The 18,721-nt window shown below is 71.2% G+C and carries 15 protein-coding genes; 8 read left to right on the top strand and 7 right to left on the bottom strand.

What is annotated here, in order from left to right; translation table 11 throughout:
- The first annotated feature begins 42 nt into the window (after nt 1-42).
- Together ACF062_RS19185 and asnB are read left to right on the top strand one after the other, a co-directional pair.
- The gene (locus tag ACF062_RS19185) at nt 43-618 is read left to right on the top strand and encodes a TetR/AcrR family transcriptional regulator (protein ID WP_392140241.1); all 576 of its coding nucleotides are present in this window, start codon (nt 43-45) and stop codon (nt 616-618) included.
- Nucleotides 619-854: 236 nt separating this feature from the next.
- Complete coding sequence (gene asnB / locus ACF062_RS19190; protein WP_392139571.1) at nt 855-2,696, top strand: asparagine synthase (glutamine-hydrolyzing); 1,842 nt, start codon at nt 855-857, stop codon at nt 2,694-2,696.
- Between the two features lie 29 nt (nt 2,697-2,725).
- On the opposite strand, the gene ACF062_RS19195 is transcribed toward asnB, so the two are convergent.
- Nucleotides 2,726-2,998, bottom strand: coding sequence for a hypothetical protein (locus ACF062_RS19195; RefSeq protein ID WP_392139572.1), 273 nt, complete (start codon nt 2,996-2,998; stop codon nt 2,726-2,728).
- A 215-nt stretch (nt 2,999-3,213) separates the two neighbouring features.
- A complete protein-coding gene (locus tag ACF062_RS19200; RefSeq protein WP_392139574.1) occupies nt 3,214-3,972 on the bottom strand; it encodes a sulfite exporter TauE/SafE family protein in 759 nt (252 codons plus the stop codon).
- Between the two features lie 171 nt (nt 3,973-4,143).
- Between ACF062_RS19200 and ACF062_RS19205 the strand changes: the two genes are divergently transcribed.
- Complete coding sequence (locus ACF062_RS19205; protein ID WP_392139576.1) at nt 4,144-5,076, top strand: LysR family transcriptional regulator; 933 nt, start codon at nt 4,144-4,146, stop codon at nt 5,074-5,076.
- Nucleotides 5,077-5,219: 143 nt separating this feature from the next.
- On the opposite strand, the gene ACF062_RS19210 is transcribed toward ACF062_RS19205, so the two are convergent.
- On the bottom strand, nt 5,220-6,461 hold the full coding sequence (locus ACF062_RS19210) for an RNA polymerase sigma factor (protein WP_392139578.1): 1,242 nt from the start codon (nt 6,459-6,461) through the stop codon (nt 5,220-5,222).
- A complete protein-coding gene (locus ACF062_RS19215; protein WP_392139580.1) occupies nt 6,458-6,871 on the bottom strand; it encodes a YciI family protein in 414 nt (137 codons plus the stop codon). Before ACF062_RS19215 ends, ACF062_RS19210 begins: the two co-directional genes overlap by 4 nt.
- A gap of 290 nt (nt 6,872-7,161) precedes the next feature.
- Here ACF062_RS19215 and ACF062_RS19220 point away from each other — a divergent pair, with 290 nt between their 5' ends.
- From ACF062_RS19220 to ACF062_RS19230, 3 genes are all read left to right on the top strand, one after another.
- Complete coding sequence (locus ACF062_RS19220; RefSeq protein WP_392139582.1) at nt 7,162-9,228, top strand: pectinesterase family protein; 2,067 nt, start codon at nt 7,162-7,164, stop codon at nt 9,226-9,228.
- Nucleotides 9,229-9,344: 116 nt separating this feature from the next.
- The gene (locus ACF062_RS19225) at nt 9,345-10,589 is read left to right on the top strand and encodes an LLM class flavin-dependent oxidoreductase (RefSeq protein WP_392139584.1); all 1,245 of its coding nucleotides are present in this window, start codon (nt 9,345-9,347) and stop codon (nt 10,587-10,589) included.
- Nucleotides 10,586-11,833 (top strand): MFS transporter, encoded by a 1,248-nt coding sequence (locus tag ACF062_RS19230; RefSeq protein ID WP_392139586.1) that lies wholly within the window; start codon nt 10,586-10,588, stop codon nt 11,831-11,833. The genes ACF062_RS19225 and ACF062_RS19230 overlap by 4 nt, the downstream gene beginning before the upstream one ends.
- Before the next feature lie 42 nt (nt 11,834-11,875).
- Here the strand turns inward: ACF062_RS19230 and ACF062_RS19235 are convergent, their stop codons facing one another.
- Both ACF062_RS19235 and lpdA read right to left on the bottom strand, forming a co-directional pair.
- The gene (locus ACF062_RS19235) at nt 11,876-14,044 is read right to left on the bottom strand and encodes an MMPL family transporter (protein ID WP_392139588.1); all 2,169 of its coding nucleotides are present in this window, start codon (nt 14,042-14,044) and stop codon (nt 11,876-11,878) included.
- Nucleotides 14,045-14,197: 153 nt separating this feature from the next.
- Nucleotides 14,198-15,601: a dihydrolipoyl dehydrogenase gene (gene lpdA, locus ACF062_RS19240; RefSeq protein WP_392139590.1), complete on the bottom strand. Its 1,404-nt coding sequence runs from the start codon at nt 15,599-15,601 to the stop codon at nt 14,198-14,200.
- Between the two features lie 258 nt (nt 15,602-15,859).
- On the opposite strand from lpdA, the gene ACF062_RS19245 reads away from it, so the two are divergent.
- The gene (locus ACF062_RS19245) at nt 15,860-16,732 is read left to right on the top strand and encodes an SAM-dependent methyltransferase (protein WP_392139592.1); all 873 of its coding nucleotides are present in this window, start codon (nt 15,860-15,862) and stop codon (nt 16,730-16,732) included.
- 364 nt (nt 16,733-17,096) lie between these two features.
- On the top strand, nt 17,097-18,044 hold the full coding sequence (locus tag ACF062_RS19250; RefSeq protein ID WP_392139594.1) for a TauD/TfdA dioxygenase family protein: 948 nt from the start codon (nt 17,097-17,099) through the stop codon (nt 18,042-18,044).
- Between the two features lie 24 nt (nt 18,045-18,068).
- On the opposite strand, the gene ACF062_RS19255 is transcribed toward ACF062_RS19250, so the two are convergent.
- On the bottom strand, nt 18,069-18,602 hold the full coding sequence (locus ACF062_RS19255) for a GNAT family N-acetyltransferase (protein WP_392139596.1): 534 nt from the start codon (nt 18,600-18,602) through the stop codon (nt 18,069-18,071).
- Nucleotides 18,603-18,721 lie beyond the last annotated feature (119 nt).

Genomic DNA, 18,721 nt, shown 5'->3' on the forward strand with positions numbered 1-18,721 from the left:
TACGGGGCGCCGGATGCGGTCGCCGCGCCGCGGCGCGTCACCATGACGCCGGCGGCGCGCCGCGCCCTCGACGCCGCGGGACGGCTCTTCTACGAGCGCGGCATCCACGCCGTCGGCGTGGACCTGATCGCGGCCGAGGCCGGGGTGACGAAGAAGACCCTCTATGACCGGTTCGGTTCCAAGGAGCAGATCGTCGTGGAGTACCTCGCCGACCGGGACGAGCGCTGGAGGTCGTTCCTCGCCGGGTATCTGGCGGCGGCCCCCACGCCGCGCGCCCGGATCCTGGCCGTCTTCGACGCCTCGCGCGACTGGGCGGCGGACCGTTCCGCCAAGGGGTGCAGCATGGTCAATGCGCACGCCGAGATCAGCGACGCCTCGCACCCCGCGTATCCGATCATCACCGGCCAGAAGGCGTGGATGCTCGCGCTCTTCACCGGCCTGGCCCGCGAGATCGCCCCGGAGGGCGCCGACCGCCTGGCGCGGACCCTGATGCTGCTGCATGAGGGCGGCCTCGTCGCGCACGGTCTGCACGTCTTCCCCGGCGCGGTCGAGCAGGCCAGGGACGACGCGGAGCGGCTGCTGACGGCCGGCGAGGCGCCGGGCGCCGTCGACCGTTGACAAGTCTTTGCCGGTGGCCGGAGTGTTTCCGTCTGTGATCTTGGGCGGCCCCGACTTCTTGGGGCGGGGGCCGTATCTCCGCGAAGGCGTGCTCTCTGGCCTTGGCAAAGTGCGGCCGAAAGTGTGGGGGTGGTGGTCCCCGCTCGGTTTCCGGGATGTTGACGGTACGCAATCGCAGGCGCACGATCGGCATATAGGTGCTAGATACACCTAGTTCGCCGAGCGGGAGGAAGCGTATGTGTGGCATCACCGGCTGGGTCTCCTTCGACCGTGACCTGACGGCCGCGTCCACCACCCTGGACGCCATGACGGAGACGATGTCCTGCCGCGGTCCGGACGACCGCGGCACGTGGGCCGCCGGCCCCGCCGGGCTCGGTCACCGCCGGCTCGCGATCATCGATCTGCCCGGTGGGCGCCAGCCCATGACGGTCGAGACGCCGACCGGAACCGTCGCCCTGGTCTACTCGGGGGAGACCTACAACTTCACCGGACTAAGGCGTGAACTCGCGGGCCGCGGCCACCGGTTCACCACCGAGTCCGACACCGAGGTCGTCCTGCGCGGCTATCTGGAGTGGGGCGAGTCCCTCGCCGAGCGGCTCAACGGCATGTATGCCTTCGCGCTCTGGGACGCCCGGCACGACAAGCTCGTCATGATCCGCGACCGCATGGGCATCAAGCCGTTCTACTACTACGAGACCCCGGACGGCGTCCTCTTCGGCTCCGAGCCCAAGGCGATCCTCGCCAACCCGCTGGCCCGCCCGCGCGTCGGCATCGACGGACTGCGGGAGCTGTTCTCCGTGGTCAAGACGCCCGGCCACGCCGTGTGGGAGGGCATGCGCGAGGTCGAGCCCGGCACCGTGGTGACCGTGGACCGCTCGGGGCTGCGCCGGCACGTCTACTGGTCGCTGGAGACGAGGCCGCACACCGACGACCGTGACGCGACCATCGCGAAGGTGCGCGAACTCCTCGAAGACATCGTGCGCCGCCAGCTCGTCTCCGACGTGCCGCGCTGCACGCTTCTCTCCGGCGGCCTCGACTCCTCCGCGATGACGGCCCTCGCCGCGCGACAGCTGGCCGAGGCGGGGGAGACGGTGCGCAGCTTCGCCGTCGACTTCGTCGGCCAGGCCGACAACTTCGTCGCCGACGAGCTGCGGGGCACGCCCGACACGCCGTTCGTGCACGACGTCGCGGAGGCGGCGGGCACCGAGCACCGCGACATCGTCCTGGACTCGCATGCCCTCGCCGACCCCGACGTACGCGCCAAGATGATCCGCGCGCGGGACATTCCCATGGGCTTCGGCGACATGGACGCCTCGCTCTATCTCCTCTTCCGGGCCATCCGCGAGCACTCCACGGTCGCGCTCTCCGGAGAGTCCGCCGACGAGGTCTTCGGCGGTTACCTCCAGTTCTTCGACGAACAGGCGCGTACGACCGACACGTTCCCCTGGCTGGTGCGGTTCGCCGATCACTTCGGGGACGACTCCGGTGTCCTGCGCCCCGATCTGACCGCCGCGCTGGACCTGCCCGCGTACATCAAGGAGAGTTACGCGACAGCCGTCGACGGCATCCGGCGCCTGGACGGCGAGAGCGACTTCGAGTACCGGATGCGCAAGATCTGCCATCTGCACCTGACCCGCTTCGTGCGCGTCCTGCTCGACCGCAAGGACCGCGCCAGCATGGCCGTCGGCCTCGAAGTGCGCGTGCCGTTCTGCGACCACCGGCTGGTCGAGTACGTCTACAACACGCCCTGGGCGCTGAAGTCCTTCGACGGGAGGGAGAAGAGCCTGCTGCGGGAGGCGACCGCCGATCTGCTGCCGCGGTCGGTGTACGAGCGGGTGAAGAGTCCTTACCCCTCCACGCAGGACCCCGAGTACGCCCGCGCCCTCCAGGGGCACGTCAAGGGCCTGCTCGCGCGGCCCGGTCACCCGGTCTTCGAACTGGTGGACAGGGAGTGCGCGGCGCGGGCCGCCGAGCGGGAGGCGCCGCAGATCACCCAGGCGTCACGGCGCGGCCTGGAGCGCACCCTGGACCTCGCGCTCTGGCTGGACCTCTATCAGCCGGACATCGCGCTCTCCTGACGTGGCCGCAGGGCCTTCCCCGGCCCCGCTCACTCCTTGGGCTCACCCGAGGCGGCGAGCGTGTCGAGGAAGCGACGGAGCGCGGGCTTCCCGTCCGTCCCGAGGCTCCGCTGGACCGGCGGCACGCTCGCCCCGCGCCGGGCCTCCGGGATCCGGCACGGGTCGAGGCGCTCCTCGGCGCGGACGGTCACCGCGCGGCGTATGAACTCCGCCACCGGCATCCCGAGCCGGTCCGCGTGGAGCAGGACCGAGGCGTACTCCTCGGGCGTGAACAAGACCTGCACAGGCTGGGCACCGTCCATGGACGCATGATGCCGTCCGGGCGGATGTGACGCGGTGCGCTCGGCATATTCGCCCACGAACGCGTGAAAACCAACGGAAGGCGGCGACGTGAACGAGAAGTGACCCCGACCGGACGGGGGAATCGCGGTCGGGGCCACATCATGTTCAATAATAAACCACCGTGAGGTGTGCCCGTGCCACGGACGTGCTGGTGTGAGCCGTGTTACGAGAGGGCTCACGCCCTCGCGATCATGACCGCCGACGCCGTGACGCCCACGACGACGATGAAGCCCCGCATCGCCACCGGCGGAAGGCGGCGGCCGTAGCGCGCGCCCACGAGTCCGCCCACCGTAGAACCGGCGGCGATCAGCCCGGCCGCCGCCCAGTCGATGTCGGCGACCGCGATGAAGACGACGGCCGCGATTCCGTTCACGATCGAGGCGAGGACGTTCTTCACGGCGTTCAGCCGTTGCAGGTCCTCGAGGAGGAAGGCGCCGAACAGGCCCATGAGCAGCACGCCTTGGGCCGCCCCGAAGTAGCCGCCGTACATACCGGTGGCGAGGACGCCGCACCACATCGGCACACCGCCGTCCCGCTTCCCCCGGGCCCCGCGTTCCTTGAGCCGCCGGTTGAGCCAGGGCTGGAGCAGTACCAGGGCGCACGCACTCAGGATCAGTACGGGCACCACCGCCTGGAAGGCGTCGGCAGGCAGCTTCAGGAGGAGCAGCGCGCCCATGAGGCCGCCGATGAGCGAGGCCGTGCCGAACCGCACCAGGCGCTTCGCCTGCCCCTTCATCTCCCTGCGGTAGCCGTACGCGGCGCTCAGGGTGCCCGGCACCAGGCCGAGGTTGTTCGACACGTTGGCGAGCACCGGCGGGAAGCCGAAGGCCAGCAGGGTGGGGAAGGTGATGAGGGTGCCGGACCCCACCACCGCGTTGAGCCCGCCGGCCGCGACACCGGCGACCCCGACGGCCACCATTTCGAGCGCTTCCACACGTCACCTTTCCCACACGATCGTGGCCCGCCCCCGGGGTCCGGTCGCACCCCGGGTCGGCGCCCGTCACCGGGTCGCCGCCCGGGGCCGACAACGATCTTGAGGCACAGGGAAAACCCAAGTCAATCCTCGGGTTTCCTTGCATCTCCCCAAGCGATACCTTCACCCCTCGTGACCCTGGACGATCTCCGTGTCTTCGTGGCCGTGTGCCGCGCGGGCAGCCTCAGCGCGGTGGCCCGCGACCTCACCTGTACGCAGTCGGCCGTGAGCCAGCACGTCAAACGGCTGGAAAGGGAGCTCGGCGTGAGCCTCCTGGAACGGCACGCACGCGGCGTCGTGCCCACCTCGGCCGGACGCATCCTGCACGCCGCCGCGGCCGATGGCATCGGCGGCATCGACCTCGCGGTGCGGCGCCTGCGGGAGCAGGCGCGGGGGGACGCCGGCTCGGTGCGGATCACCACCGGTGCCACCACCGTGCGGCACTTCATGGCCGAGGCCGTCGTCGGCTTCCGGCAGCGCTATCCGCGCGTCAGCCTGGAGTTCCAGACCGTGGCCTCCAGCAGCGGCTGCTTCGACGCCCTCGCCGCCAACGACCTCGACCTCGCCTGGATCACCCTCGGCGAGCCCGTGCGCGGCATCGAGCAGCGGACCGTCCTGGCCCTGCCGTGGGTCCTCGCGGTCCGCGCCGACGACCCGCTCGCCGACCGGCCCCGCGTCGAGCCCGCCGAACTCGCCGCCGGGCAGATCATCACGCCACCGGCGAACTCGACCTCCCGCGCCCACCTCGACGCCCATCTCGGAGAGCTGGGCGTGACGTTGCCCGCCGGAACCAGTGTCGCCGACTGGGACACGGCCGTCCTCCTCACGGAGCTGGGCCTCGGCCAGGCCGTCGTCCCCGCGCTGCCGGCCGGGCGCGGCGACGCTCCCGCCGGGCTCCGCATGGTCCCGATCCCGCGGCTGCCGCCGCTGTCGGTCGGCTGGGCGGTGCGCCGCTGGGACGCGCTCAGCCCGCTGGCCCGCGCCTTCGCCGACACGGTGGTCGAACACTGCGCGCCGCTCGGCCAGCTCTCCGCTCAGGGCAGCAGCCTGGCGGCGCGCATCTGAAGGTGGCGGGCTTCTGGGTGATACAGGGTGCCTTTCGCGGTGTACCGGTAGGCGGTGAGCAGCGCGGCGATCGCCGCCTGGCACCCAGTTCGCGTCCCGGGTCTTTCGGTCCTGCGCTGCGCGCCGCTCGGCCCGCCGCAGGATCAGGGCAGCAGCCTGGCGGCGCGCATCTGAAGGTAGCGGGCCTCAGGGCGGCTCAACGTGCCCTTGGCCGCCAACCGGTAGGCGTCCAGGGCTCCTTCGAGGTCACCCGCCTCCTCCAGCAGGTGCCCCCGTACGGCGTCGAGGCGGTGATGTCCCCGCAACCTGCCCTCCAGCGCGGCGAGTTCCTCCAGCGCGGCCTTCGGGCCGTGCACCATCGCGTACGCCACGACCCGCCCCAGTTCGGCCATGGGCTCCGGAGCGCGGCGTACGAGGACGTCGTACAGGGCGAGGATCTGCGGCCAGTCGGTGGCGCCGGCGCTCTCCGCCTCGTCGTGCAGCGCCGCGATCGCCGCCTGCAACTGGTAGGCCCCCGCAGGGCCTTGGCCGAGCGCCTCCTCGACGAGCGCGGTACCTTCGGCGATCGCACGGCGGTCCCACAGGGCGCGGTCCTGCTCGTCGAGCGGGATCAGCTCGCCGTGCGGCCCCGTCCTGGCCGCGCTGCGCGCCTCGGTGAGCAGCATCAGCGCCAACAGGCCCGTCACCGCGCCGTCTCGGGGCAGCAGCCGGCGCACGGAACGCGTCAGCCGGATCGCTTCCCGCGCCAGGTCCGCGCGGTGCAGGGCATCCCCTGACGTCGCCGTATAGCCCTCGTTGAAGATCAGGTACAGCACCTGGAGGACCACCGCGAGCCGCGCGTCACGGTCCTCGGGCCCCGGCTGCCGGAACGGCGCACCTTTGACCTTCGCCTTCGCCCGGCTGATCCGCTGGGCCATGGTCGCCTCCGGCACCAGGTGCGCGCGGGCGATCTCGGCCGTGGTCAGGCCGCCGACGGCGCGCAGCGTGAGGGCGACCTGACCCGCCGGGGGCAGCGCCGGGTGGCAGCACAGGAACAGCAGCGTGAGCGTGTCGTCGTCCGAGGGGGCGCGGCTCTCGCCCGGCGGGGGAGCGGTGAAGGCGTCACGGGGCGTGAGCAGCGCGGCGTCCTCCTCGCGCCGCCGCCGCGCCTCGTCCGCGCGCAGCTGGTCCATCAGGCGGCGCGAGGCCACCCTGATCAGCCAGCCCCGCGGATTGTCAGGGACGTCCTGCTCCGGCCACTGCCGGGCCGCCGCGAGCAGCGCCTCCTGCACGGCGTCCTCGGCGGCGTCGAAGTGTCCGTACCGGCGTACGAGCGCGCCGAGGACCTGCGGCGCGTGCCGGCGCAGCAGTTCCTCGACTCCGGTCCCACCGGTGGTACGTCTCAACAACCGCCTCCCGCTTCCTGCACGGGCCGGATGACGACGGGCGGCTCGACCAGCCCCTCGGGGCCGGGGCACCGGGTGACGCGCTCGGCGATCTCGGTGACCCGCTCCAGGCTCTCGCAGTCGAGCAGCCAGTACCCGGCGAGGACCTCCTTCGTCTCGCCGTAGGGGCCGTCCGTGATCACCGGGCGCCCGTCCTTGCCCGCGCTGACGAAGCGGGCCCGCGCGGGCTCGGTCAGGCCCTGCGCGTCGATGAGCTCCCCGGACTCGGCGAGATCGTTGTTGATCTCGTTCATGAAGGCGAACATCGCCTGGAGTTCCTGCTCGCTCCAGACCGGGCTGTTCTCGGAGGGCTTGCCCGCCATCGCCTCGTAGTCGGCCTGTGAGCCCTGGACCATCACCAGATACTTCATGACTTCGCTCCTCGGCTGCGCCGTCACCCCTCGTGGGCGACTCTCACAGGGGACGTCGGAGCGGGCGGCGCGTTCTCTACGAGTCACGGAAAGAATTTTTCCGGAACCCGGGGGTTCTCTCCGGCAGCGCGGCGGAACCGGCCGCCCCCAGCATGCTATCGGGGGACGGCGGCGACTTCATGGCGAGACGTATCGAAGAGGGGCGGCAACCTTCTGCGGCCGTGCGGCGACTGCTCAGCGGCCCGTGATCCACGGGCACCCCCCACGTACGTACAGATGGGAAGCGACGCATGAGTGAGCTGCACGGCCACGGCAAGGCGCGGCACCGCAGAAAGAAGACGGCCCTGCTGGCAGGTGTCCCGCTGGCGCTGGCCGCCGCGGGGGCCCTGGCCTACGGCACGGCCTTCGGGGTGTTCGGCGATGACGCGCAGCCGAGGGCCGCGGCCGCCGCCGCGCCGTCATGGGCTAAGGACACCGCCGACGGCTTCGCCTCGGTCCACGCGCTCGGCCAGAAGGGGACGTACGGCGGGCGGGACGGGAAGACGGTCACCGTACGGACCCTCGCCGACCTGGAGAAGTACGCGACAGCCCCGGAGCCGTACGTCATCGTGGTGGCCGGGACGATCTCGATGGACCCCAAGGGCAAGGAGATCAAGGTCGCCTCCGACAAGACGATCGTGGGCGCGGGCACCTCGGGGCAGATCGTCGGCGGCGGGTTCTTCCTCGGCCAGGGCGTGCACAACGTGATCATCCGGAACCTCACGATCCGGGACTCGTACCACGGCACCTGGAACGACAAGGAGCACGACTGGGACGCCATCCAGATGGACGGCGCGCACCACGTCTGGATCGACCACAACGACCTGCGGCACATGGCCGACGGCCTGATCGACAGCCGCAAGGACACCACCTGCGTGACCGTGTCCTGGAACAGGCTCAGCGACAACAACAAGACGTTCGGCATCGGCTGGACCGAGAACGCCACCGCCGACCTGACGATCCATCACAACTGGTTCCGCGAGACGGAACAGCGCAACCCGTCGACCGACAACGTCGCCCACGCCCACCTCTACAACAACTACCTCCAGGACGCCCCGGGCACGGACATCACCTCGTCGTACGGCAACTACGCGCGCGGCAGGACGAAGATGGTCCTGGAGAACAGCTACTTCGACGGAATGAACAACCCCGTCATCAAGGACGCCACCGCCGCCCTGGTCCAGCGCGGCAACGTCTTCTCCCGCACCAGCGGCCGCAACGAGAGCGGCGGCACGGCGTTCGACCCCAAGGCGTACTACAAGTACAGCCTGGACAAGGCTGCCGACGTCCCCGCTCTCCTCAAGTCCGGAGCGGGGCCGCGCGGTTCCATCGGCACGACAGCCGGCGCCCCGGCCGCCGCGAGCACCATCCTCACGGTGGCGAAGGACGGCGGCGGACGGTTTACCAGCGTGCAGAAGGCCGTCGACGCCGTCCCGGCGGGCAACACCTCGCGCGTGGTGATCCGGATCGCCCCCGGCACCTACCGCGAGACGGTCAAGGTCCCGGCGAACAAGCCCCACGTCACGTTCGAGGGCACGGGCCGCAGCCGCAAGGACACCGTCATCGTCGAGGGCCACGCCGCCGGCATGACGAAGCCGGACGGCTCGGGAACGTACGGCACCGGCGGCAGCGCGACCGTCGCCGTGGAGGCGGACGACTTCCAGGCCCGCCACCTCACCTTCTCCAACGACTTCGACGAGGCGAGGAACCAGCAGCTCAACGGCCAGCAGGCGGTCGCGCTGCGCACCGCCGCCGACCGGGTCCGCCTGGACGACCTCATCATCAGCGGCGACCAGGACACGCTGCTCCTGGACACGGCCGCCAAGGAGAAGACGGGCCGCGTGTACCTCACCGACTCCTACGTGATCGGCAACACCGACTTCGTCTTCGGCCGTGCCACCGCCGTGATCGACAGGTCCGTACTCACCCTCAAGAAGCGGTGGAACGGCACCTCGGCCGGCTACGTCACCGCGCCCAGCACCCCGGCCGGACGCAAGGGCTTCCTCATCACCCGCTCGACCGTCGACGGTGATGTCTCCGCCCGGAGCTTCCACCTCGGCCGCCCCTGGCACGCGGGCGGCGACGCGAGCCTCGACCCGCAGACGACCGTCCGCGACACCACCCTCGGCGCGGCCGTGAAGACGGCTCCGTGGACCGACATGGGCGGCTTCTCCTGGAAGGACGACCGGTTCGCCGAGTACAAGAACAAGGGCCCGGGCGCCGGACCCGCCGGCGGTGACCGCCCGCACCTGACGGACGCCCAGGCCGCCGCCCAGGAGACGGCGGACTGGCTCGGCGACTGGAAGCCGGCCTCATGAACACCTCCGGCATCTGATGCCCGCCTCGCCCTGACCGTTCCCCCTGAACTAGCGTGATCCCGTGCCCGCGGACGCCCCGCGGGCACCTCGGGACCGATGGGGGAGTGGGGGCGGCAGTGGCTGTCGACGTCGGGGTGTTCCTGCCGATGCTGCACGGGGACGGGAAGGGACAGGCCGCGGAGTTCGCCGAGGCCGCGCGCCGGGCGGAGGAGCTGGGCTTCGAGTCCGTGTGGGCGAGCGACCACCTGACGGGGCGCGCCCCGATGCTGGACGCCACGGTCACCCTCACCATGGCCGCAGCGGTGACCACCCGCATCAAGGTCGGCCATGGCGTCCTCACCCTCCCCCTCCACCCGGTCGTCCCCCTCGCGAAGCAGCTCGCGAGCCTCCAATACCTCTCCCAGGGACGGCTGTTGGTGGGGGCCGACACGGGCGGCAGCGCCTGGGCGCAGTGGCGCGGCGGGCTGGTGGACACGCCCGCGTGGGCTGCCGCCGAAGTGCCGTACGCGGAGCGGGACCAGCGGACCGACCAGGCGCTGGAGCAGCTGCGGAGCCTGCTGGTGGGGTATCCGACGCAGGTCGGTGCCGCCGAGCTGAGCCTGCGGCCCCGCGTGGGATGGCCGCCCTTCCTGGTCGGCGGCGAGTCCGAGGCCGACCTGCGGCGCGCGATCCGCCACGGCGGCTGGTTCCCGAACCTCGCCTCTCCCGCGTATCTGAAGCGGATGATCCCGCGCCTGTCCGCGCTGGCCGCCGAGACGCACGACACGGCCCCCTGGGTGAGCGTCGCCGTCCCGGCCACCCTCGACGCCGGCGGCACGGGGAAGCGCCGGGAGGCGCAGGCCGACGCGGTGGCGCACCGGTACGGCATCGACGCCGAGCGTGCCGCGGCCACGCTCGTCGAGGGGACACCGGAGCGGGCCGCCGAGCAACTGGTGGAATTCGCGCGGGCCGGGGCCGACCGGATCGTCCTCAGCTTCCCCGACACCGACTGGCGTACGCAGTACGAACTCGCCGCCCGCGCCATGGAGTCGGCGCGTGCCGTCCTCCCGGTCCGGCGGACCGCCACCGCGGGGAGCCAGACGAGCTGCGGCGGATGGGCGCGCGTCACCCTCGACGTCGAACGCGCGACGGGCGCGTACGCCTTCGTCAACCCCCTCAGCGACGACGCCCTGCCCGGCGACCTCGCCGAGGCCCTGGAGGAGGGCGTGCGCGACGGGCTCGCGGGGCAGGACCGTGCCGTGCGGGTGCGTCGCGCGTGGGTGCACGAAGTCGACGCGCACCCACGGGTGTTCCGGGAAGCGGGCCGCAAGGCGGTCACCGAGGCGCTGGCCGCCGAGCGTGCCGAGGCCGCGGCTCGATGAGAGGCCGCGACCAGTCGACGGCCTCCCTCTGGGCAAACCCCAACTACCGCGCTTTCCTGGCCATCCAGACACTCTCCGCCCTCGGGGACTCCTTCTCGTTCGTGGCGATACCGCTGCTCGTGCTGCACAGCACCGGCTCGATCGTGCAGATGGGCCTGGTCACCGGCCTGACGGGCGTCGCCTCCATCGTCACCGGGCTCTTCGCCGGGGTGATCGCCGACCGCGTGGACCGGCGCGCACTCCTCATGGTCACCGACGTGGCGCGGTGTCTGCTGTACGCCACGATCCCGCTGGTCTGGCTCTTCGCGACGCCGATGTGGCTGATCTACACGGTCGTCCCGCTGGCCGGCGGCTTCGCGATGCTCTTCCGGGTCGCGTACGTGACCGTGGTGCCCGCGATCGTCGAACCCGACCAGATCACCAGGGCCAACGCCCATCTCTTCGGCTCGTACGCCGTCGCCACGGTCGGCGGACCGACCCTCGCGGGCTTCGTCACCGCCGCGTCCGGGCCGGTCGCGGCCATCGGGGTCGACGCCGCGACGTTCGCCCTCTCCGCCGCGGGGCTCCTGTTGGTCAAGTTGCGGCCGATGCCGACGCCGCCCACCGACGAGCAAGGAGCGGGCGAGGAGGGCGGCAAGGGCCAACGAGGCGGTGTCCGAGGAGAGTTCCTCGCCGGCATCCGCTTCTTGTGGGCGCACCCCGTCCTGCGGCCGCTGACCGTGCTGCTGTCCCTCTTCATCTTCCTCACGCACGGCATGACCGACGTCATCATCTTCCGCGTGAAGGAGGACCTCGGCCACGGGGACGACACCGTGGGCTATGTGCTGAGCGCGGGGACCATCGGCACCTTCCTTGCCTCCTTCGTGGTCACCCGCGTACGCAAGCGCCTTGGTTTCGGGCCCAGTTGGATCGGCGCCACCGCACTCGGCGGGGTGGTCGTCGCCTGCTTCGGGCTGACCGAGAACGTGCCGGTCATCGGCGCGCTCTCGGCGGGCATGCTGCTCGCCACCGGTGTCGCGGGCATCTGCTCGATGTCCCTGCGCCAGGAAGTGACGCCCAGTCACCTCCTCGGCCGGGTCACCGCGGCGTTCTGGACCACGCACTACTCCCTCGGCCCGCTGGGCGCCGCCGCCGTCACCGCGGCGGCGGCGGGGTTCGGGGTCGCGGAGGTCTGCATGGTGGTGGGGGTGGGCGTGGTGTGCGTGGCGCTGAGCGGGACGCTCACGGGCATCGCGCGCGGCTGAGGCGGGCGCCGGCGGTGGAGCGCCCGCCCGGATTCCGCTCGCTCACCCCGTTCGCGACGCGTCCCCCACCCGCTCCTCCTCCGGGCCGGGCGGGGCCGTCCCGCCGCCTCCGTCCCGTTTCTCGTCCCCGTGGCCGGGCCACCAGGCCGCGTGCCCGATGAGGGCCGTCAGGGCGGGCGTGAAGACCGCCGCCATGACGAAGGCGGCGATGACGATGCCGAAGGAGAGCGAGAAACCCATCTGGGAGAGCGTCGAGTTGCCCGCCAGCATCAGCGTCGCGAACGTACCGGCGAGGATCACGCCCGCCGAGCCGATCGTCGGACCGGAGTGCCGCACCGCCGTGCCGGCCGCGTCGTGCGGACCGCGGCCCTCACGGGCCTCCTCGCGCAGGCGCGACACCATGAGGATGTTGTAGTCGGTGCCGAGCGCGACCACGAACAAGTACATGATCACCGGCAGCATGAACATCAGCCCCGGCTGGTCGCCGAGCTGCTGGAAGAGCAGCGAGGTCGCGCCGAGCGTCGCGCCGAAACCGAGCGCGACCGACAGCATCAGGTACCAGGGCGCCACGAGGCTGCGCAGCAGCAGGCCGAGGATCACCATGATGGCGAGGGCCGCCACGGGGAAGACGACCGAATAGTCGCGGTCCACCGCCTTGTTGATGTCGACGTAGACCGCCGTGACGCCGCCGACCAGCGCCTCGGAGCCGGCCGGCGCCTCCTCGTGGGCGGTGGGGCGCAGCCGGTCCTTGAGGGTGGCGAGCGCCTTGTCGGAGGCGGGCGGATCCGAGAGGATCACCGAGTACGACGCCGTCGTACCGTCCGGGCTCATGCGCGGCGCCGCGACCTCGCCCACGCCCGGGACATCGCCGAGCCGCTCGCGGAAGCCGGCGGCCTGCGCCTTGGCCAGCGGCTCGTCGTCCGTCGAGGAGAGGTAGACGGAGGTGGGGTCGGTGGAACCGGCGGGGAAGCCCTTCTCCAGGTCCCGCATCGCGACCATCGACTCCTTGTCCTTCGGCAGCGAGGACCCGGCGAGGTCGAAATTGGCCTTGTAGCCGAGCGCGCCGAGCGTCAACGCGCCCATGAACAGCGCCGAGACCACCGCCCACACGGCGGGCTTGCGGGCGATCGACGCGCCGAGCCGGGCGAAACCGCTGCCGTGCGGCTCCCGCTGCCAGGACTTCGACGGCCAGAACACCTTCGTGCCGAGCAGCGACACCACCGCCGGTACGAGCGTGAGACCGGCCAGCAGCGTCACGAAGACGGCGATGGCGAGCGCGGGACCCATCGAGCGCAGCATGCCGAGCGAGGAGAGCGTGAGCGCGGCGAAGGCGACGATGACGGCGCCCGCCGCCGACGTGATGGCCTCACCGACCCGCTCCACGGCATGCACCATGGCGCCCTTCGGATCCTCGCCCGCCCGCAGCGCCTCCCGGTAGCGGAAGAGCAGGAACAGGATGTAGTCCGTGCCGACACCGAACAGGACGACGGTCAGCAGCTCCTGGATGGAGGAGTCCGCCTTCATGTCGAAGGCCTTGTTGGCGGAGGCGATCAGCCCGGTCGCCATCGGCGAGATCAGACCGATGAGCACGACGGGCAGCAGCGCGATGATGGGGCTGCGGAAGATGACCAGGAGCAGCACGATGATGATCGCGATCGTGCCGACCCCCACGAGCATGCCGGCGCGCTCGGAGGCGTCCCGCTCGTCGAGGGCCTGGGCCGCGGAACCGGTGATCCCGGCCGACAGGTCCGTGCCGCTCAGCTCCTGCTTGAGGTCCTCCCGCAACTGCTCGACCGCGTCCTGCTGCGAGGTGTCCTCGGGGTCGGTGATCTTCGGCATCGCGACGACCGACGTCTGCACCAGCTTGTTGGGCGAGACCTCGCCGGGCACGACGCCCTGCACTTCCCCGATCTTCTTCGCCTGGAGATCCTTGGAGGCGCGGACCACGTCGGCGGAGTCGGCGGCCGTCAGCTTTCCGCCGTCGGACCGCTCGAAGACGATGATGGCGCCCACGTTCTGCTGCTTCGGGAACTCCTTCTCCTGTACGTCCGTCGCGCGGATCGACTCGTAGTGGTCGGGAAGGAAACTCGCCTCGTCGCTGCTGGAGGTGAGCTTGGGCGCCAGCGAGATCACCGCGCCGGCCACCACCACCCACGCCAGGATGATCCACCAAGGACGGCGGACCACGAAACGGCCCAGACCAGAGAACATCGGCTACTGCCTCTCCTCGCCCCCGAGGCATCACAGTCGTGTTCCGACCAGCATCGGCCGGTCCGGGCGGCCCCGCCACTCGAGCCACTCGATTTGAGTCACTCGCGTCGCGGCGGGACGCCCCCGGTCTCCCGCGGCCCGTTTCCGGCGCCGTCAGAAGTTGATCATGTGTCCGGCCAGGCCGTGCACCGCTTCCTTGACGGCCTCGCCCAGCGTCGGGTGCGCGTGGACGTTGCGCGCCACCTCATGGACGGTGAGGTCCCACTGCTGCGCCAGGGTCAGCTCGGGCAGCAGCTCGGTCACGTCCGGGCCGATCAGGTGGGCGCCGATGATCTCGCCGTACTTCGCGTCGCTGATGATCTTCACGAAGCCGACGGTGTCACCGAGGCCGTGCGCCTTGCCGTTCGCCTGGAAGGGGAACTTCGCGACCTTGACGTCGAAGCCCTTCTCCTTGGCCTGCGCCTCCGTCCAGCCGAAGCTCGCGATCTGCGGCTGCGAGTAGGTGGCGCGCGGGATCATCGGGTAGTCGAGCTCCATCGTCTCGGCGTCCGCGAGGGTCTCGGCGGCGACGACGCCCATGGCCTCGGCGGTGTGCGCCAGCATCAGCTTCGCCGTGACGTCACCGATGGCATAGATGTGCGGGACGCTCGTACGGCAGCGGCCGTCGACGTCGATCGCGCCGCGCTCGGTGAGCGCCACGCCCGTCGCCTCCAGGCCGAAACCGGTGACGTTCGGCGCGAAACCGATGGCCTGGAGGACCTTGTCGGCCTCCAGGGTCTGCTGCTTGCCGTCCTTGCCCGTGACGGTCACCCGGACCTGCTCGCCCGACTCGTCGATCGACTCCACGCGCGTCGAGGTCATCACGTCGATGCCGAGCTTGCGGTACTGCTTCGCCAGCTCCTTCGACACATCCGCGTCCTCCAGCGGCGCGACACGGTCGAGGAACTCGACGATCGTCACCTTCACGCCGTAGTTGTGCAGGACGTAGGCGAACTCGATGCCGATCGCGCCCGCGCCCGCGATCACGATGGAGCGCGGCAGGGAATCGGCGAGGATCTGCTCCTCGTACGTGACCACGCGCTCGCTGCGGCTCGTGCCGGGCAGCAGCCGGGGCGTGGCACCGGTGGCGATGACGCAGTTCTCGAAGCCGATCGTGGTGCTCGTGCCGTCGGACTTCGCCACCTGAAGGGTGTTCGCGTCCAGGAACGTGCCCCGGCCATCGAACTCCGTGATGCCGTTCTTCTTCATCAGGAAGTGGACGCCCTTGACCCGGCCGTCCGCGACCGTGCGGCTGCGGCTGAACGCCTCGCCATAGTCGAAGGACACCTGCCCGTCGACCTTGATGCCGTACGTCTTCTGCTCGTGCGTGAAGAGATGGGCCAGCTCGGCGTTGCGCAGCAGTGCCTTCGTCGGGATACAGCCGACGTTGAGGCAGACACCGCCCCAGTACTTCTCCTCGACGACCGCGACCCGCTTGCCCAGCTGGGCGGCGCGGATGGCGGCCACATAGCCGCCGGGTCCTGCTCCGAGCACGACGACGTCGAAGCGGTCTTCCATGGAAGGTCCTCTCTGGGTACGGATGGCTCTGGCCACGATCATGCGCCATGCGGCTGCCAGGATGGCGGGCGGGTGGCGCACACCACTGTCCGCCCCGGCGGGTCCCGGCGCGCACACGCCCCGTCGGTGCCTCAACCGCCCCCTGGCACACGCCTGTTGCGGTTTCCGCCTTCCGTTCACCCGAACGTGGATCACCGGATAGTGTCACTCCGACGGCACACATTCCGTGCACCCCACGGGAGAGGTGGAGAGCGCACTGTGGACAGCGAGAACCGGTCCGAGACGGAATCCCGTCCCTCGATTCCGTACGACATCCCGACCTCCGCACGCGCCTACGGCTGGATGCTGGGCGGCAAGGACAACTACGAGGTCGACCGCAGCTTCCTGCTCTCCACTCTGCCGTCGTTCCCGGAGTGCGTCGACATCGCCCGGCAGAACCGCGAATTCCTCTTCCGCGTGGTGCGGTATCTGACGCGCGAGGCGGGCATCCGCCAGTTCATCGACATGGGCTGCGGCCTGCCCACCGATGACAACGTCCACCAGGTCGCTCGGCGCTTCGTCCCGGAGGCCCGCGTCGTCTACGTCGACATCGACCCGATCGTCCTCGCGCACGGCCGCGCGCTGCTCGCCGACGACGCCTCCACCACCGTGATCACCGGCGACATGCGCGACCAGAAGGCGATCCTGGACCACCCCGACCTGGTGCGACTCATCGACTTCGACGAGCCGCTCGCCGTGCTCTTCCTCTCCGTGGGGCACCACCTCACCGACGCCGACGGGCCGGCCCGCATCCTGCGGACCGTCATCGACCGGGCCGCGCCCGGCAGCCTCCTCGGCTTCTCGCAGGTCGTCGCCGACGATCCCGCCCGGGGCGCGGCCATGACCGCGCACATCTCCGGCGGCGGCGTCCCGTGGCAGACCCGCACCCCCGCCGAGGTCGACGCCCTCTTCGCCGGCTTCGAACCGCTGGAGCCGGGCCTCGTGAACCTCGTCGACTGGCGCCCCGACCCCCAGCAGCCGCCGCTCGCCCCCGTCGACCCCGACCTCGTGCCCTACCTCGGCGCCACCGAACTCAACAAGGGCATCTACGAGTACGGGGGAGTGCTGCGGGCGCGGCCCCAGGAGGGCTGAGCCGCCCGGGGGCGGTTGACCTGGGGCGCATGGCGTCCCACAATGACGACCATGATCCAGCACCTGACCGCCGCCGTACGGACGTTCGGCGTCCCGTGGCGGCGCGGGTGCGAGCGATCGGGCCGCTAGGGCCTGTCTGACAATTCCCGCCTGTCTCGCGGCGCCATGCACGCACTCTCGCCGCACCGGGCGCAGAGCCAGGTACATCCAGTACGAGGCCCTACGCCCGGCACGCCGAGAGCACGCACCTGACGCCGCGAGGCCGCCCTCCGGGCGACGACGCGAATCGTCAGACAGGCCCTAGCCGTACGGAGTCCGCTCCGCCCGGCCCGCCCGCTTCCGCACCCGAAGGATCGTCTCCCCCATGACTGCCACGGACCGCACCACCGTCCTGCCCCACGCCCCTCTGCGGGAAGCCCGCGTCCCCGCCGACGGCATGTACGAAGGCCGCCGCACCCTGCGCCGGCTGCCCGATGGGTGGCAGGAGCAGCCGTACGAACTGATCGACGTCGTGCCCCAGGGCCGCCTCATCGGCGCCGAGATCCGCGGCGTCGATCTCGCGCGGCCCCTCACGCCCGCCGTGCGCGAGGAGTTGAACCGCGCGCTGCTGGAGTGGAAGGTGCTGTTCTTCCGCGGCGCGGCCATCACGGCCGAGCAGCAGCGTGCCTTCGCCCTCAACTGGGGTGAGCTGGAGACCAACCCGCTGCTCGCCCGCGGCTCCGCCGACGACGTCGTCCGCTTCGACAAGGGGGGCAGCGCCACCCCGACGTACGAGAACGTCTGGCACGCGGACGTCACCTTCCGCGAACGCCCCGCTCTCGGCGCCGTGTTGCAGCTGCGCGAGGTGCCGCCGTACGGCGGAGACACGCTGTGGGCCGACATGGCCGCCGCGTACGACAACCTCCCCGACGCCGTGAAGGAGCGCATCGAGGGCGCGCGGGCCGTGCACGACTTCATCCCCGGCTTCGCCCGCTTCTACGGGCCCGAACGGCTCGCCCCGCTCCAGGACCGCTTCCCGCCCGTCACCCACCCCGTGGTGCGTACACACCCGGAGACCGGGCGCCGGATGCTCTTCGTCAACACCTCCTTCACCACGCACATCGTCGGCATGGAGCGGGAGGAGAGCGACCGCCTGCTGAGTCTCCTCGTGCGCCAGGCACATGTGCCGGAGTACCAGGTGCGGTTCCACTGGCAGGCGGGCGACGTCGCCTTCTGGGACAACCGCGCCACCCAGCACTACGCCGTCGACGACTACGCCCCGCACCGCCGCGTGGCGGAACGGGTCGCGATAGCGGGCGACCGCCCCTACTGACTGCCCCCCTACCGACTTCCGCCCCTACAGGGACGCCTCCCAGCGGATCTCGCCGTCGTGGACCTTGTCCGTGGCGGCGAGACCGGCCGCCATCGCGACGGCGGCGGACGCGCCGTGGTCCGGGTGGACGTGCGCGACCAGCGTCCGTACACCCTGTCCCGCCAGCCAGTCCACCAGGCCCCGGGCCGTCTCCGACGCGAAGCCGCGCCCCTGCCAGGGCGTTCCGATCACCCAGGCGATCTCCGCGAGGGCGCCTTGCGCGCCGGGCACGACCGTGGCCTGCACCGTCCCGACCAGAGGCGCGGACTCGCCCTCCTGAGAGCCCTCCCGGAAGCCGACGACCCAGTTGCACCAGGAGACACCGGGGTCGGATGAGCCCGCGAGCATCCGCCGGTAGCGGTTCCGCAGCGCCTCGGCGTCGTCGGGGGAGCCGCCGATGAAGGCGTGCAGCGCGGGATCGCCGAGCACGACGGCCATCTCGGCGGCGTGCTCGACGCGCAGCGGCACGAGGTCGAGTCGGGCGGTGCGGATCTCGTCGGCGGTGATCGGAGGGGGCATGGGCACATTGTGCGCCGGACCTGTGGGCGTCAGACATGTGGGCGGTGTGCGGTGGGCGAGTTCGCATGCCGACGAGGCACCCCTGAGCTGCGGCGACGCATGATTGTCAGTGGTCGGTG

The organism is Streptomyces sp. NPDC015345, from assembly GCF_043078805.1.
Classification (GTDB): domain Bacteria; phylum Actinomycetota; class Actinomycetes; order Streptomycetales; family Streptomycetaceae; genus Streptomyces.